Origin of the sequence: Pseudoalteromonas sp. SG41-2 (assembly GCF_014164535.1) — a bacterium.
Lineage (GTDB): Bacteria > Pseudomonadota > Gammaproteobacteria > Enterobacterales > Alteromonadaceae > Pseudoalteromonas > Pseudoalteromonas rhizosphaerae.
The window spans coordinates 1-26,822 of the sequence record NZ_JACJFK010000038.1; the positions used below are offsets into that span (position 1 = coordinate 1).

The following is a 26,822-nucleotide window of genomic DNA, read 5'->3' on the forward strand; positions in this document are numbered from 1 at the left end:
GGTTCGTTTTTTTGGCTATCCCATTGTGGCGGTGGAATAATATAATCAGGTATAAAAATATTTACCATTTCACCGAGGGTTTTCTCGCGGTATTTTGGCCTGGCAATCTCAGCTAAAAAGGCGGCGTCACCACTGGCTTTATCTTCAAAAATAGCGATACCGTTAGCTTTACCTAGCGCACCATTACTGCGGGCGCTATTGTTAAGCCCTAGCAATGTTGAGTTGTTATGTCGCCATGTTACTGAGCCACCGGTGCGCACATCAGCGCTCAGCGCATCAATATCATATTGTACGCTGCCTGTTTGTTTGCCTGCTGCGGCGTTAATATAAGGCATTATTTTTCACTCCTTGAAATTTTGACTAGCTGCTCATTAGGTGCATTAAAAATAGCAAATACCTGCTCAAGTGAGCGCGTAAGCGGGTTGCATAAATAGCTTTGTGCTAGTGTAAGTGCCGCTAATGAGTTTGCATTACCTTGATGGCCTATCGTCGTTGCTAACTCTGCACACTCAATGAGCGGCTGGCCTTTTTTGTACAATTTTTGTGTGTAAGCAAACCATTTTTTTTGCCAAGTAAGTGATTGTTCGCCCGCAAATAAATAACGGTCTTGGCTGGTGCAATTGGCCTGCGCTAATTGAGCCGTCATTTGGCCGTCATATAATTGCGCGGTAAGCTTGCCTTGCCGGTGTATTAACAGTGCATATCCACCTTCGCCATATATAACGCCCGGTGGGCCGTTTAATACTTGCACGGTGCAGCGTTTAGCTTGTTCACTCACATATTGATAGCTATTACATGAATCCACAGCGATTACTAAGGTGTCGTTGTTTATGGTGGTTAAGTCACATGTTGGCATCTGTGAATAGGCGGGTATTTGTTCTGCAATACACTCTTGGAGTAGCTCAGCGAGTGTTTCATCGCTTATCAGTGGCTGTTCAATTTCATCAACGGGCAGTAAAAATACAATTTGGCTAATGCGGTTTGTTTGCCTTAACGTGGCTATATCAACTTGCTCAAGTAGGTGCGAGAGCATTAATAAACAGCGCGTGACTCTATCGAGTTGCGCAAGTTCGTCTATTTCAACAAAAATATACGGCGCATCTAAACTAATATCACATCGAATTAATGCTTTACTTGGTTTAGAAAAAAGCATTTTATTAGCCACTGCAGTATACAAGCTGCTTGATGTACAGCCGGCAGCATTAATATGATAAAGACTGTCAAAAGTAAGTTGTTTCATATTAATTTTCTTTACCGCTATTTTGTTCTGAGGCAACGAGTATTTGACTATTTGCGCCTACTTTTTCAAGACTAATATGACCGCGCCAAAGCAGAGAAAAACACTGGGCGTCGGAATCAATTACTAAGGTGTCGCAGCGCATGGTTAGCCGCTCTCGGGCTAGTGTATTTACCACTTCCACAATAGGTTTTTGGTACGGCAGTTCTATACGTTGTTGTTGTCCGTATTGTTGTAATGGATAAAGCCCTGTTAACTGACACGCCCAGCCTTTGCCAAACTCGGCTGCAACTTGCTGATCAATGGGCGCTGTGTTGTATAAATCTTTTGGCTGTGTTGTTTTAAACGGGTAGTCTCCCGCCATAAGTGCTGTTTCGTCTATTTCTGGTAAGCGTTCAACTCGTGGCGACCAATGGCTTGGTATGGCCGAAAAGCTTGCGACCGGTGTGCTGTGGCTAGGTTTTCTAAGTAATGAGTTAGCGTATTCAACACTGGGTAACTGCTGGCCAACCGCGTGCTTATTTTTAAGTTTAAAACCACGGCCGATTGGGTTTTCTAAGAACGTGTTGCTCTCGTTATTTAGCTCTTTGCCACCAAAAGCCTGCATATAATTGAGTGCCACTGGGGTAATAATATCTGGATCTGTAGCGACTGGTCCAAGCAACGAGCGTCGCCAATAACGCGCTCCGGTTACACGTAAACGCTTTTTAAACAAAGGTTGCGAAGGCGAATCAAGGCCCAGCTCAACCTCAATAACGCGCGCGTCTTTTCCTTTTGGCGGATAAGCAGTGCAATTACCATATACTTCAAAGCCATACTTAAAAGCCACCTGCTCGTTTACTTCACAAATCGGTGAGCTATTAGGATCGCCTTGGTAATCATCAGCAATAACAATCTCAGGGCCTGGTTCAATCGCGGTCACGTTGCCTTGTTCATCAAACTCAAAGCTTTGTTTAACCACCACTACTTGACCTTCAGTACTGTCTTCTAACCAGCCGCTAAACGTGCTGGCTTGCCAAGGAGAAAGATTATGAAGCATGAACGTTCTCCACTTTTTCACTTAACAGTAATTGCCACTGCGATGCACTTTGCTGGACATGAAATAAACCACATGCACTTGTTAAATCAAAATGAGGGGCAATAACACGTTGTACTAAAGAGCCTGCTAATTTAGCGAGTTTTTGTGCGCTATTGGCTTTGGTAAAACTAATGCCCATTAAAAGTTGCTCACCTGCTTGCATTGCAAACGCTTGCCTTACGTGCTCGGCATCATCAAGGTTAATGCCGCTTTGCGGTTTTACTGCATTGTTATCACTGACGACTGACATTTTTTCAGCTTTGGCAAGCGGCCTATCTGTTAATGTGAGCCACGCTGCATAAGCACTTGGTTGTGTTACTGCGATGGTCATTAAATCCATTACCAATGGCAGCGCTTGTTTATAAACAAAATGACTTAATACAAACGAGCAGTGCTCTGGATTTGCTTTGCAAAATAATGCACAGGGTTCGTACCAACGCGTGTCATTAAGTAAACCCGCTAAAGCGAGTAATTGTGCTTTTTGCTGTTCATCTGCGGTTTTTGCAAACACTTTAAATAGCTTATCGCTTACATCGTCATGCCCTGCACAATAACTATTTACTAACGCAGCAAAGGCAATCTCAAAATCTTTGTGTAATACCGCTGCGAGTAATTCACTGGTTGTAAGAGGTTGTGAAAATAATAAGGTTTTAACCACATTTTGGGGTTTTTCTTTACCCTCAAGTACACTGGTGCGTAGCGCTTTTAAATCGTTAAGCTGCCAATGCTTTAAATTATGTTGAAGTAATTCACACTGCGCTAATTGCTCACTGCCTCTTAAGCTATGAAAGTAGGCAGTAAAGTCATCAATAGCAGTAATGAATAAATCAGCCGCTATTAAACGATATACTTCACTATGTTCGCTATTTTGCTGTGCAAGTTCACACAAAGCCTGCCATGTTAATTCGCTTACTTGGGTTAAGTTTTGCGCTGAAAAATAATCTGTTGGCGCTTCGCCTGCCAACTCACTTAAGGTATATAAATGATTGAGCATTTGCGTGTCGATCACGCTAAAACGTGCCAACGAAAACGCCCCTTGCTGCAACAGCTTTTGCCGGTGCTTTAACAAGGTGGTGAGGCGCTGATTATGAAGTTTTACTTTATATACAGGTGCGAACATAGTGCTAATTAAGCCTAATTGGCCAGCCAGCCAAGGTAAGGTCTTGCTCGCTGTTTGCTGTAATATCTTGCCCTTCAAGCACGATAGTGCCGTCTGCATATACCTCAACACTACCCTTGGCCGTTTGTAGGCTAACACTTTGCTGGGCTTCAATAACGATATGCCCTTGCGAATTATTAATTTGCGCGGCAGGTGCTTGATCCGCTTGCGCTAAGAGCGCCGTTACAATAAAGCCTTGTGCGCTATGTACAAGTAATACATTAGCCCCTACTTCTGCGATGCTGACATGTGCGCCTTGCGCAATAACTTGATGTTCAACATTATTAATTAATACCGCTTTTACACGGCCAAAACTGTCGACACGACTCACACACGCTAAATGTTGATCGTGATTGAATATACTTTGGATCTGAGCGCTCATAATAAACTCCTTTTCAACTAGTTATTACTAATTGCACTGCCTTTCACGGCGATATTACTGGCCGATAAAGTAATACTTGTCGCATCAATGGTTAAGTTACCACCGGCATCAATTTCAATACTCGCACCGCCTTGACTCAATTGCAGTGATCCTTGACCATCCGCTTTAATGGTAATATTTGCGCCACTACTAATTTCTATATCGCCATTGGGGGCTTGCAGTTCTAAATTGCCGTCAACCGAATATGCGCTAACATCTTGTTCACCTTGTAATTTAAGCTCTTGATCCGCTTTAAGCTCTAAGCTGCCATCGGTTGCTTCAATACGTGTGTTTGAGGTGGCTTTGAGGGTTAAATCTGCCGCCGATGTTACTGTGATATCCCCTTCGCGGGTTTGCATTTGCAAGTTATTCTCTACCCGCGTAGTAAAGTCATTGGCAACCGTAAAGGTGGCGTCGTTTTCAGCAACAAATTGCAGATTTTCTTTCGCTGATATTTTTACATCGCCATCTACAGACTTAAGCGTTGCTTGATGTGCGCCATTGGTGGCATCGAGTAATAGTTGGTTTTTATTATTTTTATTAGCAAGGCTAATTTTTTCTTCGCCTTTTTTATCATCCATTATTAAACTGTGGCCAGCTTTAGTAACGAGCTTATTCTCGGTCGGATTTTGGCTGGTAACTGGGTTAGGTGCATTTTGGTTGTATAACGCACCTAAAATAATGGGTCTGTCTAAATCGCCATTTTCGCCACAAACTAATACCTCAGTACCTTGTGTAAGCGGAAAGTGCATGCCATGACCACTGCCACCATAAGGTTGCATTAAGCGTGTTGGGCGGCTTTGTTGGCCTTCACCATCTTGATTAAATGGCAGTTTTACTACGTAATTACCATCATCATCAATTTCTTGCTCTACTAGTGCGTTAAAAGTTGCAAATACACGTCTTTCTGGAAGTAACTGTGCTTTAAACTGTTGATCCGATGGGACCAAGTACGCCTGATTTTTATAAGTTAAGCCTTTTACGTTAGCGCCATATTCCACACCTGCTTGCTGGCTACCCTTATGATCAACACGCACAACCAAATATTGGCCATTATGATCTGGATGATCATAAATAGTTAAAATCATTCCTGGTCTAAGCGCCCTGCAATCACTGTCGATAATCAATTGCTCTCGTTGACAATCAAACGCTTGCTGACGCGTTTTAGCAAGCGTATTGCCCTCGCCAGAAGTTGCATAGTTATTACCATAATGACTGTCTTCACCAAATCCTGGTTGCGAAGCGCTATTTTGCGCCGATACCTGTAAATTACCTGGTGCGCGGTAGTTATAATCGTTTAACGCAATACTTTGCGGCTGAAGTTGGGCTTGGCGACTAATTGCGAAGATTGTTTCGCTAGTACGTACTTGCCCAGATGGTGGCACATAACTTAAGTTTACTTCATCAAACAGAGCGGCAATATCTTTGCTGCTATTGCATACTTTAAAAGTGCAATCCGCGTCAGTTTGCTCAACAAAACTATAAACAAAGCCATGTTTACGCATTAAACGCGTAACAAATTCATAATCAGTTTCGTTATATTGCACTGTCATATCGAGGCTAGGGCCGCTGGCTTGCATGCTAAATTTTTGCATTGGGAAGCCCGCTTTATTAAACACACTTTTAATAATGGCAGCGGGATCCATCGCTGTAAAAACACGATTGGAATGTTGATGCTTAAGTAAAGTTAAATAAGAACTCAACACTAACGTGTAATGATAACCTTGGTGACTTTTACCATGGGCTACAAAACGACTTAGTAAACCTGAGATAGTCCGATCTGTCATAGACCACACCAAACTCAAACTGGCATCTTTACCTAGCAACGTTTGCGCAGTTAAATGTTCCTGACTCAATACTTGAATATTAAATTCATAGTCTTCACATAAGCTATCATTAATTGATGTGAAGTCAGTTACCTGCACCATGCCATCAGGTAAGCCTTGTATACTTACGCTAAAATGACTGGTATTCGCTTTATGTTCACTAAAGATGTCCATGAGTCCCATTTTCAATCCTTTTTTATCTATTAAATTAGGCGTTATCGGCAAATATTGCGGTGATTTCGTCTTGCTCATCAACCGTTAACGTTAAAATATCTGGCATATCTTCTTGCGCCATATATTCCAAAATAGATTTAGCAATTCCCGGTAAAATTTGTCTTTCAATGACTGCATTTACCATCCGAGCACCGCTGTCTGAAAGCTGGCATTGCTGAGTTAACTTACTCAATACACTTGCATCAACACGCAGTTGCATTTTATGATTTGTAGCAAGACGCTTAGCAATCGCTTCTAGTTTTAAACTAACAATTGCTTGCAGTGCATCTTGATCAAGCGCTAAATAAGGCACTACTTGCATGCGTGCAAGTAAAGCTGGTGCGAAGAATTGTAGTAACTGTGGCTTAATTAATTCACTTAACGCACCAATTGACGGCACTTGCCATGGGCTACCATCTTCATTAATCGGTGCATCCGTTGGATTGAGTGCGTCATTAATGGCTTGCTGCTGCTCAGTCGGTTGTTCTACATCATCGTCTTGCTCTGGACTCAAATCGATCACTGTTGGTGGTGTGCATGCATCAATTAGCTCTGCTGAACCTAAGTTAGACGTCATGATGATCACGGTGTTTTTGAAGTCAATTTCACGGCCTTCACCATCACGCATATTGCCGCGTTCAAATACTTGATAAAACATGTTAAGCACATCTTTATGCGCTTTTTCTACTTCATCAAGCAAAATTACTGAGTATGGGCGCTGTCTTACCGCTTCAGTTAATACACCGCCTTCACCGTAACCTACATAACCAGGAGGTGAACCTTTAAGCTGCGATACTGTATGCGACTCTTGATATTCACTCATATTGATAGTGGTTAAGAACTTCTCGCCACCAAACAATTGCTTAGCTAAACAGCGGGCTGTTTCAGTTTTACCAACACCGGAGGGTCCGGCAAGTAAAAAGACCCCTAACGGTCCTTGTTCATTACTGATCCCCGCTTTGCTGACACGTAATGCTTGCGCAATTTTTGCCATACCCGCTTGCTGCCCGATCACTTCTTGACCAATTGCCGATTCTAAATTAATGAGGTTACTGATCTGATCTTTAACCATGGCACCAACAGGTACACCGGTCCACTGAGAAATTATTTGTGCCACTGCATCAGCATCTACTTCGCTAAATAAGCCATTATCTTGACTGTTTTGCTCTTTTAAAGTTTGGCGCAAGCTAAGTAGTGCAGCACTGTCTTGTTCGCTTGCATTGGTTGCTTGTTTAAATTCGTTGATCTGGCTTAAAGTGGCAATTTGTGACTCACGAGCACTGGTTAATGCAGCAAGTTTATCTTGTGCAGTATTTAACTCTTGCTGTAAGTACAATAACTTATCCATATCGACAGCTAAACCTTGCTCGCTTTCACTGGCAATACTGGCAATCCGAGTTTGTAAATAATTTATATGCTCTCGCTCAGATTCAATTGCCGCAGGATCAGTTGCAAACGACATTCTGACGCGAGCTGCTGCTGTATCAAGTACGTCAATTGCTTTATCTGGTAACTGACGACCTGTGATATAACGAGCTGACAATACAACAGCCGCTTCAATGGCATCATCGGTAATTTGGATATTATGATGTTGCTGATATTTATCTTTTAAACCCGCTAGCATAAGTTGCGCAGCTTGCTCCGTTGGCTCATCGACTTTGATCAGTTGAAAACGACGCTCTAATGCGGCATCACGCTCAAAGTACTTTTTATACTCACTCCAGGTGGTTGCTGCCACTGTGCGTAATTCACCTCTGGCAAGAGCGGGTTTTAATAAATTAGCCGCATCGCTCATACCGGCATCGCCACCCGCACCAATTAAGGTGTGTGCTTCATCAATAAACATAATGATCGGCGTGGTTGAGTTTTTAACTTCGTCAATTACTGTTTTTAAACGGCGCTCAAACTCGCCTTTAACACCTGCGCCAGCTTGTAATAAGCCCATGTCTAAGACTAATAAACGCACACCTTTTAATTCATCAGGTACTTGACCATCAATAATACGCTGTGCAAAACCTTCTACTACGGCGGTTTTACCGACCCCCGGATCACCCACTAAAATCGGGTTGTTTTTACGACGACGACATAACACATCCACCATCATGCGTATCTCGTCGTTTCGCCCGAGTACAGGATCAATTTTTCCTTGCTTAGCTTTTTCGGTTAAATCTTCACAATATTCATCAAGCGCGCCGCCACCTTCACTTTGGCCATTATTTTGCGTTTGCTGAGCTGTTTTTGCCTGTGGGTTTAAACGCTCGCTTGAGTTTTGACAAATTTTATCGAGGTTTTCGGCTAAAAAGCGTGAGTCAATTTTATCTAGCAACGCTGGTAATTGAAGCACAGGGCTATAAGGTAATAGCTCCGTGAGTGCATCAAGCAATGCAGCACCGTTGATCCAATCACTTTTATGCTGCACATTAGCGCTCAACCATGCGCGTTCTAACCATTCATATAAACGACGAGAAAACACCGGCTTACTTTGGTTACCCGCAGGTTGGCGATTTAAAAAGTCAAGCAACTCATGCCATACCGCATCTTGATTAATATTAAAAAAGTGAAATATTTGTTCTAAATCGCCACTACTGCCCTCTTCCATCAACTTAATTAGTAAGTGTTCAGGCAGCACTTCAAAATGACTACGACTGCTAGCAAACCCTGCAGCAGACTCAAGCGCGGTCGCGGTATGGCCATTTAGCTTGTCGATAAGTTGTTTAATGCCTTTTGCATCCATTGTTTTGTCCTTAAATCTGGTTTCTTACTAATGTTGATATTGAAGATGGGTATAGCTGTGTACGGTTGTGTTTGCCGCAGCACTACCTAAATAACTGTTGTGTCCAAGTATTAACGGTGACACACCGATTGCCTGTTGCTCTACAGCTTCGTTAGCCACTTTGATTTGGCATAACCACTGCACATTATTTGGTAAGTGAGTGCTTAATAACGCCGCCATTTTTTTACCTTGCTCATGCAAAGGGTTCAAACTAATGGCAGTTTCACTGTCTACAGGGCCGATGGCAATTGTTAAAATACTGCCACTTACTAATACTTTGCTACCTAATACCGCAGAACCACCGAGTACCATCTGGGCATCATCACCAAATGTACTTGGGGCATCAATTGTTTGCCAATTAGCGCGGGTATCGTCAACGTGCAGCTCTTTCACTGCAAGTGTATGTTTAAGTAGTTGAGTTAAGCCTGCTGCACTGGTTTGTTTTAAGCTAGCAATGCCGCATTGTACTTTTTGATCTGTTTTTGTAGATAAAATGGCTTCTATTAAATGATCAAATTGATCTGCACCACGTCCTGCAACATTGATTTGTGACTTTTTCCACGCCTGAAAAAGTTGGCAATATAAAATATGATTAAACATATCTAAAAATTGCCGAACCCTGTCACCACTTTCGTCATCACTTGCTGCTTGCTCTAACAGGTAATGTGGCATCGGCGCATCAACACCATACAAACCCAAGAATGACGTTGATAAACTGAGTCGCCCGCGTCCTTGGTTATCTAAGCTACACGCACGTACATCGGTTGCTGGAAAGCCAAGCTCTTTATAGGGCTTAAACATCACCCGCTCACTAATGCCTTTGTCAAGTTCGTGAGGCGTTGCCCAATGCTTTTCAATTAAGCTCATCGCTTTAAATAAATTAAACTGCCAAGGCTTAGCAATTAATTGCTCAATCGGTTTGGGCAATTTAGCCCAAACGGGATGCTTTATGGCTGGTTCATGCACACTCATAATTGATAACTCTTGCCCGGCTCAATATCCCAACACCAGGTTTTATAGCTAGGAATAGCATTAACGCGAGTCTGCACACTTTCATTAATTGGTGCGTACATTAAAAAGAATTGGTGCAACATATTACAAAAATGATAAAGATCGGCATCGCACACAAACTTACTCTCATCGATATCAATTAATACATCTACGCCTTTAATAAAAATTCCACGCTTTATTTGGCTGATCGGAGTAGCCGTTATTTTTTGAATGCTCTCAATACGCAAGCGATTCTCAGCTTTTTGCGACCAATCAAATAGCACTAATAAACGTTTAAGCTCGGTTACTTGAGTTATTTGGGAAAACTTAACATTAAGTAAGCTGATCAGCTGCCAATGTTTTGGTTGATCTGGGCACGGTAAATAATTAGTAGGCCTAATAACATTCTCAACCTCGGCAATACTTGGCATATCGCGCCCGCCAATATTTAAATCACCTTCTTGCAGTAGTTGCCGAGGCCAGCCTGCATTAAAAGCAGTTAAATCAACAGATAGTGTTTCTTTTTCATCATTTAGATTGAAAGGCAACTGTAAGTAATGAGTTGGCGCAGCTGCACCCACATCTTTAGTTAATACGGTAAATAGCTTTTTCTCATCTTCAAATACACTTTGATAACGAGGTGTATAATCATAGGTTTTACCACTGAGCGAGTTGCGCCCCATTACCGAATCGACGGTGTAACTGAAAATATGATCGGTACGATTTTGATCTGCGGTGATCATATAGTCGGTACGATTGGGTTCGATTCTGATTGGCTCTGCCGCTTGGGAAAATAAATTAATTGCAGGCACGCAGTTTATCAGTAGGTTTTCACGGGATAATTGGTGTCCGGGTGGTAATTTACTTGAGCCACGAAAAACTATTTCAAAGCGGTCTATATGATCTGCAAACTCAACGTCTTGCAAACCTGTAAAAGTTAAAAAGTAAAAACGATCTTTGGCATTAAAGTAATCTAATAATAATGCATAGCCTGGATGGCTTTGCTCAGCACTCGGTAAAAGAGCCCCATCAATATTTAAATAACTGGCACTGCAACCTTTTACTTTAAGCTTTTTATTATGCTCAAAATGCGCAGGGCCAAAATCAAGTTCAGCATGTTTCTCTGCCGTTTGCAGCAGCTTAAATAAAGAGCTACATAACGGGGTATCGCCGCGTAAATAAAACTGCAAGTTTGATAAGTCATAATTTTTACGCTCACCTTGGCATACAAAACGTAAACCAATGCGCAGCTCTGCACCTAAATGTGATTCTTGATAGCGCACATGCTCAACATCGAATGGTGCTACTGTTAGATTATGCGTGGTGGTAAAAGTAATATTTTTATGATCAACAACAGCGGTATCTGCTTTTAATGTGAGACCCTTTTCAATCATATGGGTCTTCTGCATTGCCAGCTTAGGGCTAAATTTCACTACCGTACTCGAAGGGTAATAACTAAGCAGAATAGGACATAATTGACGCAGCACTTGCTCTGACACTTCTGGTACTGATTCATCCAAGCGTTTTTGTGTGTGCGCAGTTAAATACGCCATACCTTCGAGTAAACGCTCGATATGCGGGTCGCGATCTTTTAAGGCATCAATATTTAACATGCCCGCATGCTCAGGATAATGTTGTGCAAACTGTTTACCGGCCTGCGTTAATAAACGCATTTGAGCATCAAAATATTGCTGCATTAAAATATCCTTTTCATTGAAATATTAATCACCATTTTTAGCGTGCTGCATTACATCAGCCTTACCGCCTGATTCAAACCGCGTGTTTAACTTAATACATTGGCCACTGGTTAGAAATGCTTGAATATCCAGTCGGATCACGCAATTTTCTTCACGTATTTCCATTGGAATAACATTGGCATAACGCACTCTTGGCTCATATTTCTCAATCAATTTTTTAACCTCAAACGCCAAAGTATGTTGCGAATAAGGCAAACCTTCGTAAATATCTTCAACATCGGGCAAACCATAATCAGCCAAATGCTTTAACACCCCACGGCGAGCATTAAGCAGCTCATTAAGATGGTTACAGACACTATTTTGCTCATCAGTCTGAAAACCTTGATGTCCATTACGAATGACAGGTTGAGTTAAAAAATCGAATAACGCCATGAACTTACCTCTGATAAAAGGATATGCTTGCGCATATCCTTTAAAAATTCCGACTTATCGACCTTCAGTCCAAGAGTCAGAGAACTCGATGTTGCCATCAAGGTATGTCCAAGTAATGCGCTTATAACGTAAACATACTGTTTCAAGGTGCGGATAACGCTCCTTGTCTAAGTCTTTTACGTTGTGCATTGTTGGTGAGATTGACGTAATTTTTACATCTTCCAACTTGTGGCAGAAATACTCACGCTCAGTCCCTGTGTCATCGATACGGTACCATTTAAGCTCAAGTTGCTTAAGTGTTTGACCGTTCGAGCACGCTTTATACAGATACGGTGTAGCTGCATCTACCGCTTTAGTAATTACAAACGGTTCATGCTTACGTGTACCTGTAAGTTCACCCGTGTCGTTATCTGTAGGAATGCGAAGTTCATGATCAAAGTGTAGGATCTCAATTGAACCTTCACGCTCTGCAACAGTTACAGAACCTTTGATGTCATTACCTTGGTCATCCTTTAACCACATATACGCTGGAATTGCCATTTCATTATTCTCCTTTTAGAATGAAGTGTTTCCTGTTAGTTGGCATTGGCATAAACAACCATGTTTATGCCCCCCAAAAAGCCCTCTGCTTCATGCCACTGGGGAACATGTCCCAAGTTGGATGCAACCAACTTGGGGCAATTTTTTACAAAGACGGATTATCTAACTCTAGTATTAGCGACATCGCGTCAAATGGAGTTTGCAAAACAGCTAACTTTTCGAAATGTTGCTGTACACTTTTAGGTAATTGCTTAAACTTATACTCTGCGTCTAATTCAGATACCCAAGTACTTGAAACAAAACTATCAATATCGTTCTTCACCTTGCTCGGCGTAACTGCTTTGTAAAAATAAGCTGCTTTTAAATAGCTTTCGTACTGAATTTTCATACAAGCACTCAGCGCAGAATAATGCATATAATCAATAGCAGTCTTTGTCATTTCTAAGCTAATACCATCGATTTGTAATTCAGTGCTGCTTATTTTCTTCGCATTTGAAAAACATTTATCCATCTGCTTTTCAAATGCGATTGTTGCTACCTGTAGCTTTTGCTTTGCAAAAAACACTTTATTATCACTGGCTATTGCGTTGGCTATACAAGCCAAAAGCAAACTGAGTAAACAGACCATTTTAATCATTTTTACAACCATTTATCATCGCCTTCCAAAATTATCGCTCTTTATATGAACTACTATTTCTATACGCACTATATGAAATTTTTTGTAATTCATATCTTTTAATTTTTGACACCGAGGATAACGATTCAGCCATCAGGGCAAAATCTGTATTAGATATATTAAATTGTGCAACCAAGGCCCCATTACCTACAAAAATTGCAGCTAGACTACCGAAGCTCAGCGCTTTTGTAAGTTGATCAGTATGTTTAGTGAGCTCTCTAGCTTTATCTAAATACTCTAGATTTTTTTAGAAAACTCCAATCCACTAATATTTGGACACTTCATTTGTAAACTCCTTTTAATGCCCCAAGTTGGATGCAACCAACTTGGGGCAATTTTTTCCATCTACATTTTTACACCAACCAGCTACTCACCAAATTGACGTATTTACACTTTAAAAGCCTGCGTTAAATGCGTTTCATCGGCGGCTTGGCAGTTCATTTTTCGCCAGGCATCTGCCCTACTAATGCCAAACGCACATCAATACCTTCCACTTGGAAATGCGGCACTATGTAAGTACTAACGCGGTAATAACCAGGGTTACCCGGAATTTCAGCAACAGTCACTTTGGCATCTTTTAATGGGTGCGTTGCAATTAACGACTCATCTGGGTTGTTCATTTTCGTAACTAACGCACCTAACCAATCATTAAGCTGCTGCTCTAATTCGTGGCGTGGTTTGCTAGAACCTATGTTTTCACGTTGTAACACTTTTAAGTAATGCGCAATGCGCGATACTAAGAAGATATACGGTAAACGCGAGTTAATACGTGCGTTTGAGGTTGCTTCTGGCGTTTCAAGCACTTGTGGCTTTTGCGCACTATTAGCTGAGAAGAAACACGCAAAGTCTGAATTTTTATAATAACTAAGTGGAATAAACCCTTGGTTAGCAAATTCAAGCTCTTTAGTCTCTGAGATCAATACTTCTGTTGGGATCTTAGTTTCTGAGCCTTTACCTGCTTCGAATGAATGAAGTGGTAAATTCTCAACTTTACCGCCCGACTGTGGGCCACGAATGTTAACTGCCCAACCATTATCATGGAAACTGCGAATAATATTGGCGGCAAAAGCAAACGTTGCGTTACCCCATAAATAGCGCTCATGGTGTTCACTGTTTACATCTTCTTGGTAGTTAAAGTTACGCAGTGGATTAGTTTCACCATACGGTAAGCGCAATAAGAAACGTGGGAACGCTAGGCCGATATAGCGTGAATCTTCTGATTCACGGAAGTTTTTCCAACGTAAAAATTCAGCACGCTCCATGTACGAACCAATATCTTGAATTTTAGATACTTCATCAAGTGAGTCTTTCAAGAAAAACTTAGGTCCTACGCTGCCCATAAATGGGCAGTGCGCCGCAGCTGATACGCGTGAAATTTCTTGTAGTAATGAAACATCTGGCGCTGAACAATCAAACTCAAAGTTCGATACCATAGTCGATACCGGTTCGCCACCTGGGGTGTCGTAATCTGAGGTATAAACATGCTTGTACAATGCTGATTGCGTGGTATCAGGCGCTTCTTCAAAGTCATCACGCAGGGTTTCTTTATCAACGTCGAGCATTTCGATTTTGATGTTGGCATTGTTTGGCGTGCGATTAATTAAATAACGTAATGAACGCCAAGCTGATTCCATTTTTTGGAAGTTTGGATTATGTAAAATCTGGTCTAACTGCTGTGAGATAATCGTATCAACTTTCGCAATATAGTCATCTAACAACAACTTATCGATACGCGTAACTTCTTGGCCGCTGCTGCCAGCCATATCTAAAAATACATTGATTGCCGCTGTTAAACGCTCATTCGCACGGGTTTCAGCAAGGTTGCTGGCATCACGAAAAGTGTCTAATTTGATCTCATCTGCAACTGGGGCAATATCGACCAAGTTACAAAGGCTTTCGTAGGTTGATACCGGAGCTTGCTCAATTGAATGAGCTGCAACGTTTAATTGTTCTTGCATTGACATGGTAACGTCCTTATTCAGTAACTGGGTGTTTTTCGTCTTCAGAAGCAAGCGGGGCAATTTCATCCAGCTTAGCTTTTAACTCATCAAGTTCTGGCTGGTTTTGTAATACCCGCTCTAGTTCTTTACGTAATGATGAGTTATCCAAAAGATTCGATTTCAAGTCACGCAGTAAGTTACGCATTGCCATCATTTTATTTAACTCAGGTACCTGTGAAGCAACTGATTCTGGATCAAACGATTTAAACGAATCAAACTGTAAATTCACGTTGATCTCGCCATCGCCTTTGATCTTATTAGCAACTTGAAAGTTTGCCTTTGGTGCCATATCTTTTAACACTTGCTCAATATTATTTTTATTGATTGTTACGCGTTCACGCTCAGCAAGGTCTTGGGTATTTAAACCATTAGAGTAATCACCAATTACCAGCATTTTTAGTGGCAATTCGCTTTTTTGCGATGCGCCATCCGTATCAAGCTCTAAAGAGATATTGATCCGAGCTCTTGGGATCTCTTTTTGAAATGTATCTGTCATGTTTCTTCCTTTGCAGTTTGTATCAATTCCAATTAACCTCGACCCATTAGTCAGGCTCTTGTAACTAAATCCAAGCTATTGCTTGAGCCGGATTGGTTACCATCATTCGCTGACTAATTTGCTTAGCAGCTAAACTCATTTCATCACTTTCTGCCAACGACAGATTGGCGTAACATTGTTTGGCAAAACGCCATACTTCCATGCAAAAATGTTGTTGCCACTTCGCTAATTGAAAAGTTTCAATTTGCTCAAGTAATTCGGTTAAAATTGCCAAAGCGTGTTCATAATGCTCCGCTTTAAGTAACAACTTGGCTTTTAATAATTGGCTTTGTGATTGGTCAAACCCGGTAGGGGTACTTAATTGCTCAACCTTGCTAAGCGCAGCACTGAGTTGTCCTTGCACTACTTCATCAGCCAATAAGCTATAATGTTCATCAAAAATATTGCCTTGCGAATTATTGCTTGCTGGTGTTTGTGCATTGCTAATTTCAAGTAACGTTTCTTTATTGGCTGGGCTGCATAACCCTGTGCCATCGTCGTACTGTAAATGAGTTAAAAGCGGAAACTGACTAGTTAAATTAATCAATTGCTGCTCAAGCCAGTAACTTAGCTTGCCTTTATTTAATTGTTTTAACGCACTTAATACCAACATTTGTAAGTTGAGATTAAATTGCATCGCACCTTCCATAAATAAGCCTTCAGCAAGCATGAGTGCCTGCTCTGGTTGTTCACTGGCAAGTGCATTTTCAATCGGTGCAAAAGCCGCAGCTCTTGGTGCTGGTAAGCGTGTTTTACCATTTTCATTAGCCGGTATTTTCAGCCCAGACCAACGTGCAGCACGTGATAATTTAATCACCCGCTCGATGTTATTTTGTTCTTTATCAAAATTCAGTAATTCACGAATAGCTGATAAATAAGCCGTGTCACTGCTGAGATCACCAACCGTAATACTTGCAACTTGACTTACAGAGCTGTGCACTGATGATGTTGAATTTGTTGCCGGTGTACCGTCGCTTGGTGCTTGTTCAGTATCGTCTTTACTAACAACTGACGGCTCGACTGCCTTTACAACTGGGTTGCGTTTCATTTGCTCGTCAGTCCACTCGTTTAAAGTAGATAAAGGACCTGATTCACTATCTAATAATGGTACTGAGTGTTGGTTGTAATCGGTTAATACCGCATCTAGTTCGGCCCATTGTTCTGCGGTTGCCGAATGACTTTGCGAAATCCCTTTTAGACGTTCTTGTTGCTGTAAAAACCAGGTATTTACAGCACTGCGCATGCGCTCTTTAAGTGGGTGTACGTCGTTGCTAAAATCAGCCAATATCTTATTAAACAATTTGATTGAACTAATTAACCCCTGCACCCCAAATTCACTGGTTGCAGCTAAGCATAAGTAACTAACAATACGTAAATCTTTACTCTTATTCTGTAATAAGTCAGTTGCTTGAATAAACATCACTTTAAAATCAACCTCACCAACACCCGATGAAGATGCTTTGAGACTTTTAAATGTTTCTTCGTATTTTAAATCTTCGCCACACGGCAAACCTTGCAATGGTGCAGCAAGTTCATCCAGCCATAGTTGCCAGCTATTGTGAGTATGTGGTTGCTTTAAACTCATGCTTTACACCATCGTCTTAGTGCATCGTATACACTTACGTTATCCATATCGGCAAAATTAATACTGTAGTCACTTGGCACTTTGCTCAATGGTAAATTCGTCAAATCAATAATTTGTGTTGATTTGTCTTCATTTAACCAAATCGAGCTAAAATAGGATGCCGATACAGGACGACAAAACACCGTTAAACTAGGCGCATGATCTTCACATCCTAGTTGATAAAAGAACCACGGTTGCCAGTTGTGATCAGCAACCACAGATGCTATTAAATGCAGCCAAAACCCAGCGACCAAGGCGCTCTCATGACTAAACTGTGGCATTGGTAAACGAATACCAAATTGACTGCGTAGACAGCCTCTATTTGCAATCGACTTCAATACTGCAGATAGTTCTTCAATTAATACAGCACGCTTATGCACATCATTCATCTGGAGATGCTGCCACAGCACACTCATCGGTATCATGCGCAGTTTATCTAGCTCTTGATTTAAATTTGGTTGTTGCTTCAACGCATCAGCAACCTTGTTATAAGCATGAGCTTGTTCCGCCATCGCATCAATTGATGGCGCTTCTTTAATGCGATCATTCACACCAATTAAGTGCTCAATCACATGACTAGCATATAAAAACAAAAATGCTGGATGGCGTTTATAAGTTTCTAATCCGCTATGTATAAAAGAGCTAAAAGGGTAAAAACGGCCACTACTATCTTTACTTGGTTGTAAAATACCAAGCAAACTACTGTCTTCACTGTTCCCAGATACAAAAAACAACGATTTAACACCATTAAGTACAGCAACATTATTCGCCTTTCGACCACGATTAAGGTGAGCAAATCCTTCTTGTAACCAATGATCAAATGCCACTGATTCACGCGATGAAATATTTAACTTCACAAAATCAGGTCGTACTGGTGTTTTCCCCATATAACCGTAAGAAAACTGTTTTACTAGTAACGGCGATTTCTTTTTAGAAAATAAATTAAACATATCCGCCCCTACTGTACCGAATTATTATTCGACTGCGCATATTGCGGCGATTTCGAAAACAACGAGTTCGGTAAAGCAAACGAAGTCAGCATATATTTTGAGAAAATACCGCTATTACGCCCTGATTTTAAGGAAAACTGTACTGTTAATTGCTGTTCTGACTTATCGGTTAGTTCCCATGTAGCTAAGAACTCAGTGCCTTTTATCCATTTTACATTAGCATTATTAAGCACTTTAAGTAGCGCCCACGGACCATCTTGCTCAATCGAAATTCGATTGCCTTTATTATCTAAACCATAAAGAATCGCTTTTTCTGCAGCACCACGACCAGGCCAAGAAAAGTTACGCCACTCCTCCGGCTCATTACGATAGCGATAACCTTGCTCTGAAAAGCCTAAATAAGTTTCACGAATGCCTCTTTGTGGTACTGGCATCATCTGAAAATTAAAGCCCGCAGAATCTGCGCCACTAGTAAATAGTGAACGTGTTACTTTATTTGCTTTTGTTAAACCATCGAGTAATTCTTTACTAAAGCCAATACCAACACCATTCCACTGTTTTTCTTCCCATACGCCACGACGTACTTTCATAAAAGGTTTCAGTTGAGTGTTAGTAAAGTTCCATAATATGCCCGACTCAGTGTTTAAAAACTCCGACACATCAGCAATCGCGGCATCAGGTCCATTTAGGTTAAATGGGTACTTTCCTGCGATGCTGTTGCTGTACATTGTATAAACTTGGTTTTCCCACTCTTCATTTAACTGGCTTCGTGCTTTGGCCATAATTGTGGCTATACCCGCTTGTAAAGGCGCTTTGAAAAGAGTATCCAACGTTTCTTTTGTTTGTGGGTCTAAAGCACGTGTTTGGCTTTCAATGATGATCCATGAAGACTGCAAAGCATTGGTTTGATTATTACCTGAGAGTAAATCTTGGACAAAAATCATAGCTTGGCCATCATCTTCATTACTCGCCGCCATCGCTTTTATGTCTGAGTGGATGCTGCTTAATGAACTAATGTACTGGCCCATGTAATCAGAACTGCGCTTATTATCATCGTTTTGTGTAAAACGGCGTAAATCAGCAAAGCGAGATTCCAGCTCTGGCGCTCTAACCGTACTCATTTGTGAAAAATCAGGGCTGTTCATAGCTTGTTTAGCTAGCTTTCCTTTTGCTGCTTTTTTCTGCGCAACGTCGGCAGCACCGGCAACTAAGGTCGCAATTTTGTCATTATTCGCGGTAACGGCTGAAGGTTCGTCAGCAACCATTATGTTATTGTTCACCAGCATCATTAAATCTATCAATGGGCCATCGTTTGATGAAAGGCGAGCAAAATCAATACTTGCATCGTTTAAGTCTCTAAACGCTGGGACTTGAATACTATTTAAGAATTCGAACCAAGTATTACCGTAATCCTTAAAGTAATAAGCACGCATTGCTTTGGCTAACGACTCAGCTTGTGCTTCATCTACAGCATTTTGCCCTTCGTCATTACTGGTGCCCATAACCCAATCGCCTGAGAACACTAAACGTGAAATACGTTTAATTTCAGGATATACATATTCTTGCCAACCAGCATTGGTATATACATAAGGAATTGCATAGCTACTTTTTAATACATCACGGTTATTAGCCGACATAAACTGATTAAGCTGTAATGCTTTTTTGCGCTCAGCAAAGCTTGTTATCACTTGCTTATACAGAGGCTCAGCTTCAGGTTGAGTATTTAAACTTTCGCGCGCAGTATAAATTGCGGTTTCATTTGCTTGCCAAAAATTAATCTTCCCAGGATGCTCTAGATCAGTACCTAAATTAGCTAAGTACACATCTAACAACGCAGTTAATTGACTATAAATGGGTGTATCTTGTTGCGCTGTTAAATCAATATTAAAGTGATTACTAATAAAACTAAGTAGCTGCTGTTTAGCAAATTCATCATTTTTATGTTCGGGGTGTGTGCTTAGCATTAAATGTAATTTAAGTGCTTCGTAATAAGGTTGTCGAATACCTACGCGTGACTCCGGATCATCAGAGTTCCAACGACTTTCATACTGTTTTAATTGTGCTAACACCTGTTTTTCAGCAGGAAGTGTGATCAATTGGTTTAACTGGTTAAATAATACATTCGCGACACTTTGAGTTGTTTCGTCACCTTCGTAAATACCAAAAATAAAATACCAAGGTAAGCTTTTTTCATAACTTACAAGCTCCTGATAATGCTCAAATAATGCAAGTGTTGCAGCTAGCTTTTGATCCGCCTTCGCCTTATTTACATTAACTTCAACCACCGCTTTCACGCGTGCTTCGCCTTGGTTAAGCAATAACTGATTACTGGTGTATGAGGTAATCAATAACGCTGTAATCGCCGCTATTGAGGCAAGCCCCGTGGTTACAGTTAAACCTTTTAACCAACGCCCAACTAGGCGCTTTTTACGATTACCCCGAGTTAAATCTTGTAGTTTAAAAACAACATCATTAAAAACGCGATTAATAAAATAGCTTTGGGTGATTGTTTCTTGTTTTTGTTCAACCACAACCGCGCCAAATTGATCGCGTACACCGTTGGTGATTCGCTCAATTGGTGTGCCCTCTTGTGTACCTGAGGTAAAATACACGCCTGCAAACCAAGGAACTTCTTGGTACGGATTAGCTTTAAATAGCAAGTTTACAAATTCGGTTAGTTTTGTTGAGGCCGATTTAAACTGATTAGGAAAATCAAGGATCAACTGTTTACGATGCTCATTTCGTTCACGGGCCACTTTACTTAAACGTTGCTGGCACAAACGTTCGTATAATTCATCCATTCTGAGCTCGAACATTTCAGCCGGATCGGTTTTTTGGTCTTCACTAATATCAAGTAAATATGCGCCCCACACTTGCTCGCGCTCTTTTTCAGATAAGTCATTAAAAAAAGGTTCAAAGCCACTAATTAAATCGGTTTTTGTGAAAGTGATATAAACAGGGAAAATAACACCTAGTTGCGTGATCAACTCTTCAATACGTTCACGGACTAACTTTACATGCTGGCGAATTTCTTCACTGTCAGAGGTTAAAACATCAGCCACACTAATTGCGACCATTACGCCATTGATAGGTAATTTTGGGCGGTACTTTTTCAGTAAATTTAAAAATGATAACCACTCTTTGTTTTCTGATTGCTCAGTTGTGTAACGTCCTGCGGTGTCAATTAAGATCGCTTGATCTGAAAACCACCAATCACAGTTACGTGTGCCACCAAAACCTTGAATATGCAGTTCGCTAGAGTTTGAATACGGAAAATGTAATCCAGAGTTAGCAAATAAAGTACTTTTACCGGTCGCTGATGGACCAATGATCATATACCAAGGTAGTGCATAAAGAGCCGTATTACCACGATAGCCAGCGCCTAAGTGCGATGCTTTTAATGAGCCTAACGCTTCTTGCATTTTTTCTTTTATTTCATCAAGCTCAGCACTTGAGCCCGCATTGTGATTTGCAAGTTCAGAAGCTAACTTATCGCCAGAACGCTTAGTCCATAACCAACGAGTAAAAATAAATAAAATGAATACCGCCGTAACTGCTCCCATAGCAATCAGCTTTTTATCAGTCGTGTCTAAGCCCACCATGCGCCCAGCAAACCAAACAATGCTCAGCACTGCAATTAGACCGATCAACTGTCCTGTGGCGCGAGATGACACTAAGCCCAGTAAAAAATGCACTAGGCCACTTTTATTTACTCTTCCTTGCATGGTATTGCCTTATCGTGTCTCGTTGGTTTTATTCAATTGAGTGAGTACTTCCACCTGATTACTTATGGTTTGCGTACTCTGTGTAGCCTGCTTGTTGATCACAAAATGAAAGCCTGCAAATAGGGAAGCGATTGAGCCTAAACAAATCGACAGAATAACCCAATAAGGGACATTACGACCGACTTTCATAGCAAACCCTTCAGCAGGTACGCCATTATCAGAAAGCAGTGCATTAGGCGTGCCTTTGACATCTTCAATTTGTGCACGAATGTCAACTATCAAAGCTTTAAGCTGTTCTATTCCTTTAACTTTATAGATACCTTCAAAACCCAATTGCAAACAAATATAGTACACTTCTAACGCCGCAAATTTATTTTCACCGCCAGTACGCAAAGTCGCTAAACGCTCAAAAAACTCTTCACCTGCACGGTTATTGCCAAAAAACTCTAACTGCAGCGGTCGTGACATCCAGTCCATACGAAAATGCGCTCCGGAGCTCATTACAAACTCATCACACATTGCAGTAAGAGCAAATTTTACTTCTTGCATCACACTAGTCGTCACTTGTTGGGCATAACAATTACGCTCAAACTCATCAAAACTATTTAATAACTGATCACGAAAATCGTTCAGCTCAAGATCGGTTGATTGCTTGAGCTTTAATGGCGATAACGCATTTATAACCGGTGATATACAGGCGATTAAATCTTGTTGTTGTGATTGTTGTTGCATCATTTCACCTAACTTAATTGCGTGCGACAGTAACTATTTCGATTTGCGCAGCTTGCAAACCAAATGGAATAAATAAACTTAACGACTGCTCTTCGATTATTTGCTGCCAAATGTAACCATGTGATTCAAGACGGAAATATTCATATCCACTCTTTATTGCTAATTTATTTGGCGGCCGTTGGCAGTGAGTTAGCTGAACACCTGCAAGGGCTGATGAAATCATAATATCGAGTTTTTCAGTTGCGCCAACTTTAACTTGGTCGCTAAATGTTTCAATCCACTTGGTATCCTCAGCTTCAAAATAAACCGCTAGATAAAAGTCGTTATGCTCAAAAATTGCTGAGTCAATAGTCGCAACCTGATGAATAGCATTGGAAACTTTTTCAAGTTTAAGGCCAGCCATTTTCTTAGGCACAACACCTTCAAGTAGCTTAGTTAGCAACTCATCTAACTTACCAAATACATGGCTGAGTTGTTTATGCTGATAAGGAGGGACTTGGTTTACTAAATCACTGTGTTCAAACATCGATACAGAGCTGATCAAATCAACCAATTCACAGTACAAACGCTCTGGATGAACTAATGACAAACTTTTTAAATGATCCAACCGCTTTGCTGAAGGTGCCATCGCATTAAGTAATAAAAAGCTATTCATCTCGTTTGGACCAAAGTCAGTCACTGAACCAAAGTTTTTCCTGCGACTAAGCAACACATTGACTTTCGCATTCACTAAATTTGCGGTGCGATTTAATAGCTCAGTTAAATATACCGAAGCACTGATATTTAACAGTGGTGGTACAAAGTGTTTATTAACAACAAAAGAGCCGTCTTCTGCGCGGACTATTTTCAAACACGCTAAAGTATCAAAATAAGTTTTTACATCACTATCTGTTAATAATATAAATTTAGGGTGCGCTATCAGCACTTCACGATTACGTGCAGCATCATGATCATCATTTAATTCAATATAGTCTGCATGATAGGCACTGAGCTGACCGGTTGTTGCATAACCCTCAATATTACTAACGATTTTATTGGCAGCAATCGCGATGTAAATAATCACTTCATCTAGGTTAGGATCTAATTCCAGCTTTAATTCGTCATGTTGTTGGCGATCAAAATCAAGTAATCGACCATTTTCAAGTAACAATTTGAAGCTAGTAATTTTTAATAGCCCACGCGATAACGCTGACTCATCAATTGCAAGATGCTGGATACCAAACACCAATGGAGAAATAAGTCGCTGTCTTACAATTTGATTTTGCTCATGATACTCATCAAATAACTGAAAATGGTGTTGTGCTAATAATACACCTTCAGCCCAGACGGGTTTTACGGGGGCTTTAGTACTCATTACTGTGCCTCATCCACGTCAGGCAACTGCACTTCATTATTTGTGATCAGCACATCTAATGCAGTCGATAATTTAACCGGACCATCACCTAGTTGATAATACGTTTTCCATTTATCTCCTTGGCGATCTCTAAATAACGCAACAATTGCCACAAAACGAGCATTTTCAGCTTGTTCAAAAGCGATCGTTGTTTTTTCAGCAGGATTAATAGTGCGTTCTTCTAACGTGATCAATGAATTTGCTAATACTGATTTATCTGACTTCCAAAGTTCTTCAAACGTTGCTGTTTTAAAGCTCTGAATATCAGACAATTGATACACTCTGAGAACCACTGGAAGTGCTTCATCAAACTGATTTAAATTTAAATTATCTGTTGCTGTAATGTCTAACTCTACATTAGTGCTCATGCACGCAGTGAGTGACATTAACAGCACAGCTAAGATTACTTTATTTATTGCAAAACGCATTTAATACCTCATTAGATATTTTAAAATTGATTATTCAGTTTTTACAAAGGATCTCTTCATAAACAGGGCAAATAACCCTATTAAAACGCACTGACGCACAATCGGACCAGCGATTGCCATTTAAAATTCTAGAAAAAAAGCCTGAACTTTTATTTTCTTGATTTTCAACAGCTAGAGACTTGATGACAACATGATCGATTGAAGATATTAATTTAGAATTTAAAACTATTAACTCTTGAATATAACTAGATATATTTTCATTAATTAAAATAATGTTTCCATCGTTCTTTGGAGGATTATTCAAAAAGAAGAAAAACTGATCTATAACGGATTCAGAAAAAACACGATGCGCAGGAATACCTGTTTGATCTAGTAAAGAGGAGATGTTGCAGGTTAGAGACCAAGCCAAGGAGTAAAGGCTATCAACCTGATTTATAAAATCTTTTTTTCTCATTTCATCATCCTTGATTTAACTTAGTCAGCTTAAAGGTGCACTAACGCGGTAATTCTTCAGTCCTTAGAATTAGCGCATGATACAAACATAGTTGTTAAAATGTCAACTGAATCCAGTGCAAAAACACAACTATTTATCAAATAAAGTTGTTCCAAACAAAAACAACAACACCATATAATTTTAAAAATGAACATATTATGAACCTATTTACATATACTCTAAATATCGTTAATTACAAATATTTTATTGATTATCGTTAGAGTAATGTGTATTTTTACACGCATTATCGACCAAGGTAGCCAAAGGACAAGGAAATGTCTCAATCACGATTATTGTTAGATATTAATGACAAAACAATGAACGTAACTCAGGTAAAAGGGATTGAACGCTTAAATAAAAGCTTTGAGTTTGACCTGATTTTCGACACCCTCACTGATGAGCCTTTAAACGATTTACTATTACAGTCGGCCTTAATTACATTTGTAAATAAAGACAATTACTATCGCCACCAAGCTGGCCTCATAACACAAAGCACCGATCTTGGGTTATTCAACAACAAGCGTCGCTATCATATCGTCATAAAAGATCGATTGAGTACGCTAAAAAACACCTCAGATAGCAAAGTATTTATCGGCGTTAATTTAAAAGATGTTTTACACTACCTAGCATCACAAGCCGGATACTCTCAAGGTCAAGTAGATTTCAGAGTTACCCAACCGTTTGCTGATATGTCTCAGTGTGTACAAGCAATGGAAAGTAATTGGCAGTTTTTTCATCGTTTACTGGCTTCCTATGGTTTATTTTATTGGTTTGAAAGCAAGGACTCGGCTGAAATACTGGTGATAAGCGACAGTAATTTAAATAGTCCCTACCTTGAGCGCGGCGTTTTAGAAGTTACCAGTAGCGCTGGAATGAATAACCAACACAGAGAGCAATTTGTTGGCTTTATGCATGCTCAACTTACTGAGTCTATTTATAACAATACTGCAAACAGTGCAGCCTATGGGCAATTTAATACCGTTGCCAGCAATAGCCAATCATTCTTTGAACCCTGCGCGTTATCGCAATCCGCCGCAACTAATCAAGCACAAAATTTTAGTAATGCACTAGCAAGTTTAAATAAAGTTATTAGCTTAACCGGTAACGTATGTGATTTATTTGCGGGATGTTCGATTTCATTAAGTGATAACACCGGCATTGGTAGCAGTGGTGACTTGCTCTGTATCTCAGTCGAGCACGACAGCGAACAACCAAGTGATGAAAGTAGTCATCAAGGGCTCTCAAAATACAGCTGTAAAGCGCAATTTATTGAGCGAGGAACCCCTTTTAAGCCACTCCCTATTCCTCATCAAGCAAAACCAATGGTCTTTCCTGCCAAAGTAGAATCACTGACCGGCAATGCATTTATTGATGACAACGGGCAATATCGAGCCCGCGTTGATTTTGACAAAAATGCCAGACCACTAACGCAGTCAAGCCCTGCCTTGCAAAAGTTAGCGCTGTATGCATGCCAAAACCAACCTCAGGCCACTGGATGGCACTTTCCACTCGTCGGTGGTTCAGAGGTACTAATAGGCTGTATTAACAACGACCCTAATCACGCCTACATTATGGGCTTTGCACTAAATAGCGATCAACCAAGCGTAGTAACCGCCGCCAATCCAACGCATAACCGATTATTAACCGCAGCCCACAACGAACTACTATTTGATGATGACGACAATGAGCCAAAAGTCATTTTACAAACTCTCGCCAGTGAACATTACTTTGAGTTAAATGCTAAACAATCAGGCCGCCAATTTATCGAATGGATCAGCCAACTTGGGACGATAAACTTACACGCCGGGCGCGATTTATGCCTAGAAACCGAGCAAAACAATGTACAGTTTGTGATAAAGAACAATCAATTTATTGATGTTAAAAATGAACTCAAACAACA

The 26,822-nt window shown here is 40.5% G+C and carries 21 protein-coding genes and 1 pseudogene; 1 reads left to right on the top strand and 21 read right to left on the bottom strand.

Annotated features, from left to right (window positions below; genetic code table 11):
* The 21 genes and pseudogenes from H5186_RS20695 to H5186_RS20795 form a co-directional block, all read right to left on the bottom strand.
* Positions 1-335, bottom strand: a pseudogene (locus H5186_RS20695) (hypothetical protein); the annotation flags it as partial.
* The gene (locus H5186_RS20700) at positions 335-1,240 is read right to left on the bottom strand and encodes a hypothetical protein (RefSeq protein WP_182768131.1); all 906 of its coding nucleotides are present in this window, start codon (positions 1,238-1,240) and stop codon (positions 335-337) included. The gene H5186_RS20700 and the pseudogene H5186_RS20695, both read right to left, overlap by 1 nt.
* 1 nt (position 1,241) lies before the next feature.
* Entirely contained in the window at positions 1,242-2,276 is a 1,035-nt protein-coding gene (locus tag H5186_RS20705) for a DUF2169 domain-containing protein (protein ID WP_182759386.1), read from the bottom strand.
* A complete protein-coding gene (locus H5186_RS20710; protein ID WP_145242475.1) occupies positions 2,266-3,435 on the bottom strand; it encodes a hypothetical protein in 1,170 nt (389 codons plus the stop codon). Before H5186_RS20710 ends, H5186_RS20705 begins: the two co-directional genes overlap by 11 nt.
* A 4-nt stretch (positions 3,436-3,439) precedes the next feature.
* Positions 3,440-3,856, bottom strand: a complete 417-nt coding sequence (locus H5186_RS20715) for a hypothetical protein (RefSeq protein ID WP_182719402.1) — start codon at positions 3,854-3,856, stop codon at positions 3,440-3,442.
* 17 nt (positions 3,857-3,873) lie between these two features.
* Positions 3,874-5,895 carry a type VI secretion system Vgr family protein gene (locus tag H5186_RS20720; protein ID WP_182719407.1) on the bottom strand — a complete coding sequence of 674 codons (2,022 nt, stop codon included), beginning with the start codon at positions 5,893-5,895 and terminating at the stop codon, positions 3,874-3,876.
* A 34-nt stretch (positions 5,896-5,929) separates the two neighbouring features.
* Complete coding sequence (gene tssH / locus H5186_RS20725; RefSeq protein WP_182794897.1) at positions 5,930-8,668, bottom strand: type VI secretion system ATPase TssH; 2,739 nt, start codon at positions 8,666-8,668, stop codon at positions 5,930-5,932.
* A gap of 27 nt (positions 8,669-8,695) precedes the next feature.
* Positions 8,696-9,679 (bottom strand): type VI secretion system baseplate subunit TssG, encoded by a 984-nt coding sequence (gene tssG, locus H5186_RS20730; protein WP_220491355.1) that lies wholly within the window; start codon positions 9,677-9,679, stop codon positions 8,696-8,698.
* Complete coding sequence (gene tssF / locus H5186_RS20735) at positions 9,676-11,394, bottom strand: type VI secretion system baseplate subunit TssF (protein WP_145242483.1); 1,719 nt, start codon at positions 11,392-11,394, stop codon at positions 9,676-9,678. The genes tssG and tssF overlap by 4 nt, the downstream gene beginning before the upstream one ends.
* Positions 11,395-11,418: 24 nt before the next feature.
* Entirely contained in the window at positions 11,419-11,826 is a 408-nt protein-coding gene (gene tssE, locus H5186_RS20740) for a type VI secretion system baseplate subunit TssE (RefSeq protein WP_145242485.1), read from the bottom strand.
* A 54-nt stretch (positions 11,827-11,880) separates the two neighbouring features.
* Positions 11,881-12,366, bottom strand: coding sequence for an Hcp family type VI secretion system effector (locus H5186_RS20745; protein ID WP_007584479.1), 486 nt, complete (start codon positions 12,364-12,366; stop codon positions 11,881-11,883).
* Between the two features lie 145 nt (positions 12,367-12,511).
* Entirely contained in the window at positions 12,512-13,015 is a 504-nt protein-coding gene (locus H5186_RS20750; protein WP_182719400.1) for a hypothetical protein, read from the bottom strand.
* Between the two features lie 464 nt (positions 13,016-13,479).
* Positions 13,480-15,006: a type VI secretion system contractile sheath large subunit gene (tssC, locus tag H5186_RS20755; protein WP_145242487.1), complete on the bottom strand. Its 1,527-nt coding sequence runs from the start codon at positions 15,004-15,006 to the stop codon at positions 13,480-13,482.
* Between the two features lie 10 nt (positions 15,007-15,016).
* Positions 15,017-15,538 carry a type VI secretion system contractile sheath small subunit gene (gene tssB, locus H5186_RS20760; protein WP_145242489.1) on the bottom strand — a complete coding sequence of 174 codons (522 nt, stop codon included), beginning with the start codon at positions 15,536-15,538 and terminating at the stop codon, positions 15,017-15,019.
* A gap of 64 nt (positions 15,539-15,602) precedes the next feature.
* Positions 15,603-17,162: a TssA family type VI secretion system protein gene (locus tag H5186_RS20765; protein ID WP_182794898.1), complete on the bottom strand. Its 1,560-nt coding sequence runs from the start codon at positions 17,160-17,162 to the stop codon at positions 15,603-15,605.
* A complete protein-coding gene (gene tagF / locus H5186_RS20770; protein WP_145242493.1) occupies positions 17,159-18,151 on the bottom strand; it encodes a type VI secretion system-associated protein TagF in 993 nt (330 codons plus the stop codon). Before tagF ends, H5186_RS20765 begins: the two co-directional genes overlap by 4 nt.
* An 8-nt stretch (positions 18,152-18,159) precedes the next feature.
* A complete protein-coding gene (gene tssM / locus H5186_RS20775) occupies positions 18,160-21,876 on the bottom strand; it encodes a type VI secretion system membrane subunit TssM (protein ID WP_182794899.1) in 3,717 nt (1,238 codons plus the stop codon).
* 9 nt (positions 21,877-21,885) lie between these two features.
* On the bottom strand, positions 21,886-22,611 hold the full coding sequence (gene icmH / locus H5186_RS20780; RefSeq protein WP_257326852.1) for a type IVB secretion system protein IcmH/DotU: 726 nt from the start codon (positions 22,609-22,611) through the stop codon (positions 21,886-21,888).
* A gap of 10 nt (positions 22,612-22,621) precedes the next feature.
* Entirely contained in the window at positions 22,622-23,962 is a 1,341-nt protein-coding gene (gene tssK / locus H5186_RS20785) for a type VI secretion system baseplate subunit TssK (protein ID WP_182740570.1), read from the bottom strand.
* Complete coding sequence (gene tssJ / locus H5186_RS20790; protein ID WP_145242499.1) at positions 23,962-24,429, bottom strand: type VI secretion system lipoprotein TssJ; 468 nt, start codon at positions 24,427-24,429, stop codon at positions 23,962-23,964. Before tssJ ends, tssK begins: the two co-directional genes overlap by 1 nt.
* A 34-nt stretch (positions 24,430-24,463) precedes the next feature.
* Positions 24,464-24,883, bottom strand: a complete 420-nt coding sequence (locus tag H5186_RS20795) for a hypothetical protein (RefSeq protein ID WP_182730837.1) — start codon at positions 24,881-24,883, stop codon at positions 24,464-24,466.
* Positions 24,884-25,197: 314 nt separating this feature from the next.
* Between H5186_RS20795 and H5186_RS20800 the strand changes: the two genes are divergently transcribed.
* Positions 25,198-26,822 (top strand): type VI secretion system Vgr family protein (locus H5186_RS20800; protein WP_182794900.1); only part of this gene is annotated, 1,625 nt, incomplete at its 3' end.

What these genes read in the sequence shown, in the direction of transcription:
- H5186_RS20765 (WP_182794898.1), bottom strand. Translation starts at nt 17,162, where the DNA reads ATGAGTTTAAAGCAACCACATACTCACAATAGCTGGCAACTATGGCTG.
- H5186_RS20745 (WP_007584479.1), bottom strand. Translation starts at nt 12,366, where the DNA reads ATGGCAATTCCAGCGTATATGTGGTTAAAGGATGACCAAGGTAATGAC.
- tssM (WP_182794899.1), bottom strand. Translation starts at nt 21,876, where the DNA reads ATGCAAGGAAGAGTAAATAAAAGTGGCCTAGTGCATTTTTTACTGGGC.
- tssH (WP_182794897.1), bottom strand. Translation starts at nt 8,668, where the DNA reads ATGGATGCAAAAGGCATTAAACAACTTATCGACAAGCTAAATGGCCAT.
- H5186_RS20705 (WP_182759386.1), bottom strand. Translation starts at nt 2,276, where the DNA reads ATGCTTCATAATCTTTCTCCTTGGCAAGCCAGCACGTTTAGCGGCTGG.
- H5186_RS20715 (WP_182719402.1), bottom strand. Translation starts at nt 3,856, where the DNA reads ATGAGCGCTCAGATCCAAAGTATATTCAATCACGATCAACATTTAGCG.
- tssE (WP_145242485.1), bottom strand. Translation starts at nt 11,826, where the DNA reads ATGGCGTTATTCGATTTTTTAACTCAACCTGTCATTCGTAATGGACAT.
- tssB (WP_145242489.1), bottom strand. Translation starts at nt 15,538, where the DNA reads ATGACAGATACATTTCAAAAAGAGATCCCAAGAGCTCGGATCAATATC.
- H5186_RS20750 (WP_182719400.1), bottom strand. Translation starts at nt 13,015, where the DNA reads ATGGTTGTAAAAATGATTAAAATGGTCTGTTTACTCAGTTTGCTTTTG.
- H5186_RS20795 (WP_182730837.1), bottom strand. Translation starts at nt 24,883, where the DNA reads ATGAGAAAAAAAGATTTTATAAATCAGGTTGATAGCCTTTACTCCTTG.
- tssF (WP_145242483.1), bottom strand. Translation starts at nt 11,394, where the DNA reads ATGCAGCAATATTTTGATGCTCAAATGCGTTTATTAACGCAGGCCGGT.
- tssC (WP_145242487.1), bottom strand. Translation starts at nt 15,006, where the DNA reads ATGTCAATGCAAGAACAATTAAACGTTGCAGCTCATTCAATTGAGCAA.
- tssG (WP_220491355.1), bottom strand. Translation starts at nt 9,679, where the DNA reads ATGAGTGTGCATGAACCAGCCATAAAGCATCCCGTTTGGGCTAAATTG.
- tagF (WP_145242493.1), bottom strand. Translation starts at nt 18,151, where the DNA reads ATGTTTAATTTATTTTCTAAAAAGAAATCGCCGTTACTAGTAAAACAG.
- icmH (WP_257326852.1), bottom strand. Translation starts at nt 22,611, where the DNA reads ATGATGCAACAACAATCACAACAACAAGATTTAATCGCCTGTATATCA.
- H5186_RS20710 (WP_145242475.1), bottom strand. Translation starts at nt 3,435, where the DNA reads ATGTTCGCACCTGTATATAAAGTAAAACTTCATAATCAGCGCCTCACC.
- H5186_RS20720 (WP_182719407.1), bottom strand. Translation starts at nt 5,895, where the DNA reads ATGGACATCTTTAGTGAACATAAAGCGAATACCAGTCATTTTAGCGTA.
- tssK (WP_182740570.1), bottom strand. Translation starts at nt 23,962, where the DNA reads ATGAGTACTAAAGCCCCCGTAAAACCCGTCTGGGCTGAAGGTGTATTA.
- H5186_RS20700 (WP_182768131.1), bottom strand. Translation starts at nt 1,240, where the DNA reads ATGAAACAACTTACTTTTGACAGTCTTTATCATATTAATGCTGCCGGC.
- tssJ (WP_145242499.1), bottom strand. Translation starts at nt 24,429, where the DNA reads ATGCGTTTTGCAATAAATAAAGTAATCTTAGCTGTGCTGTTAATGTCA.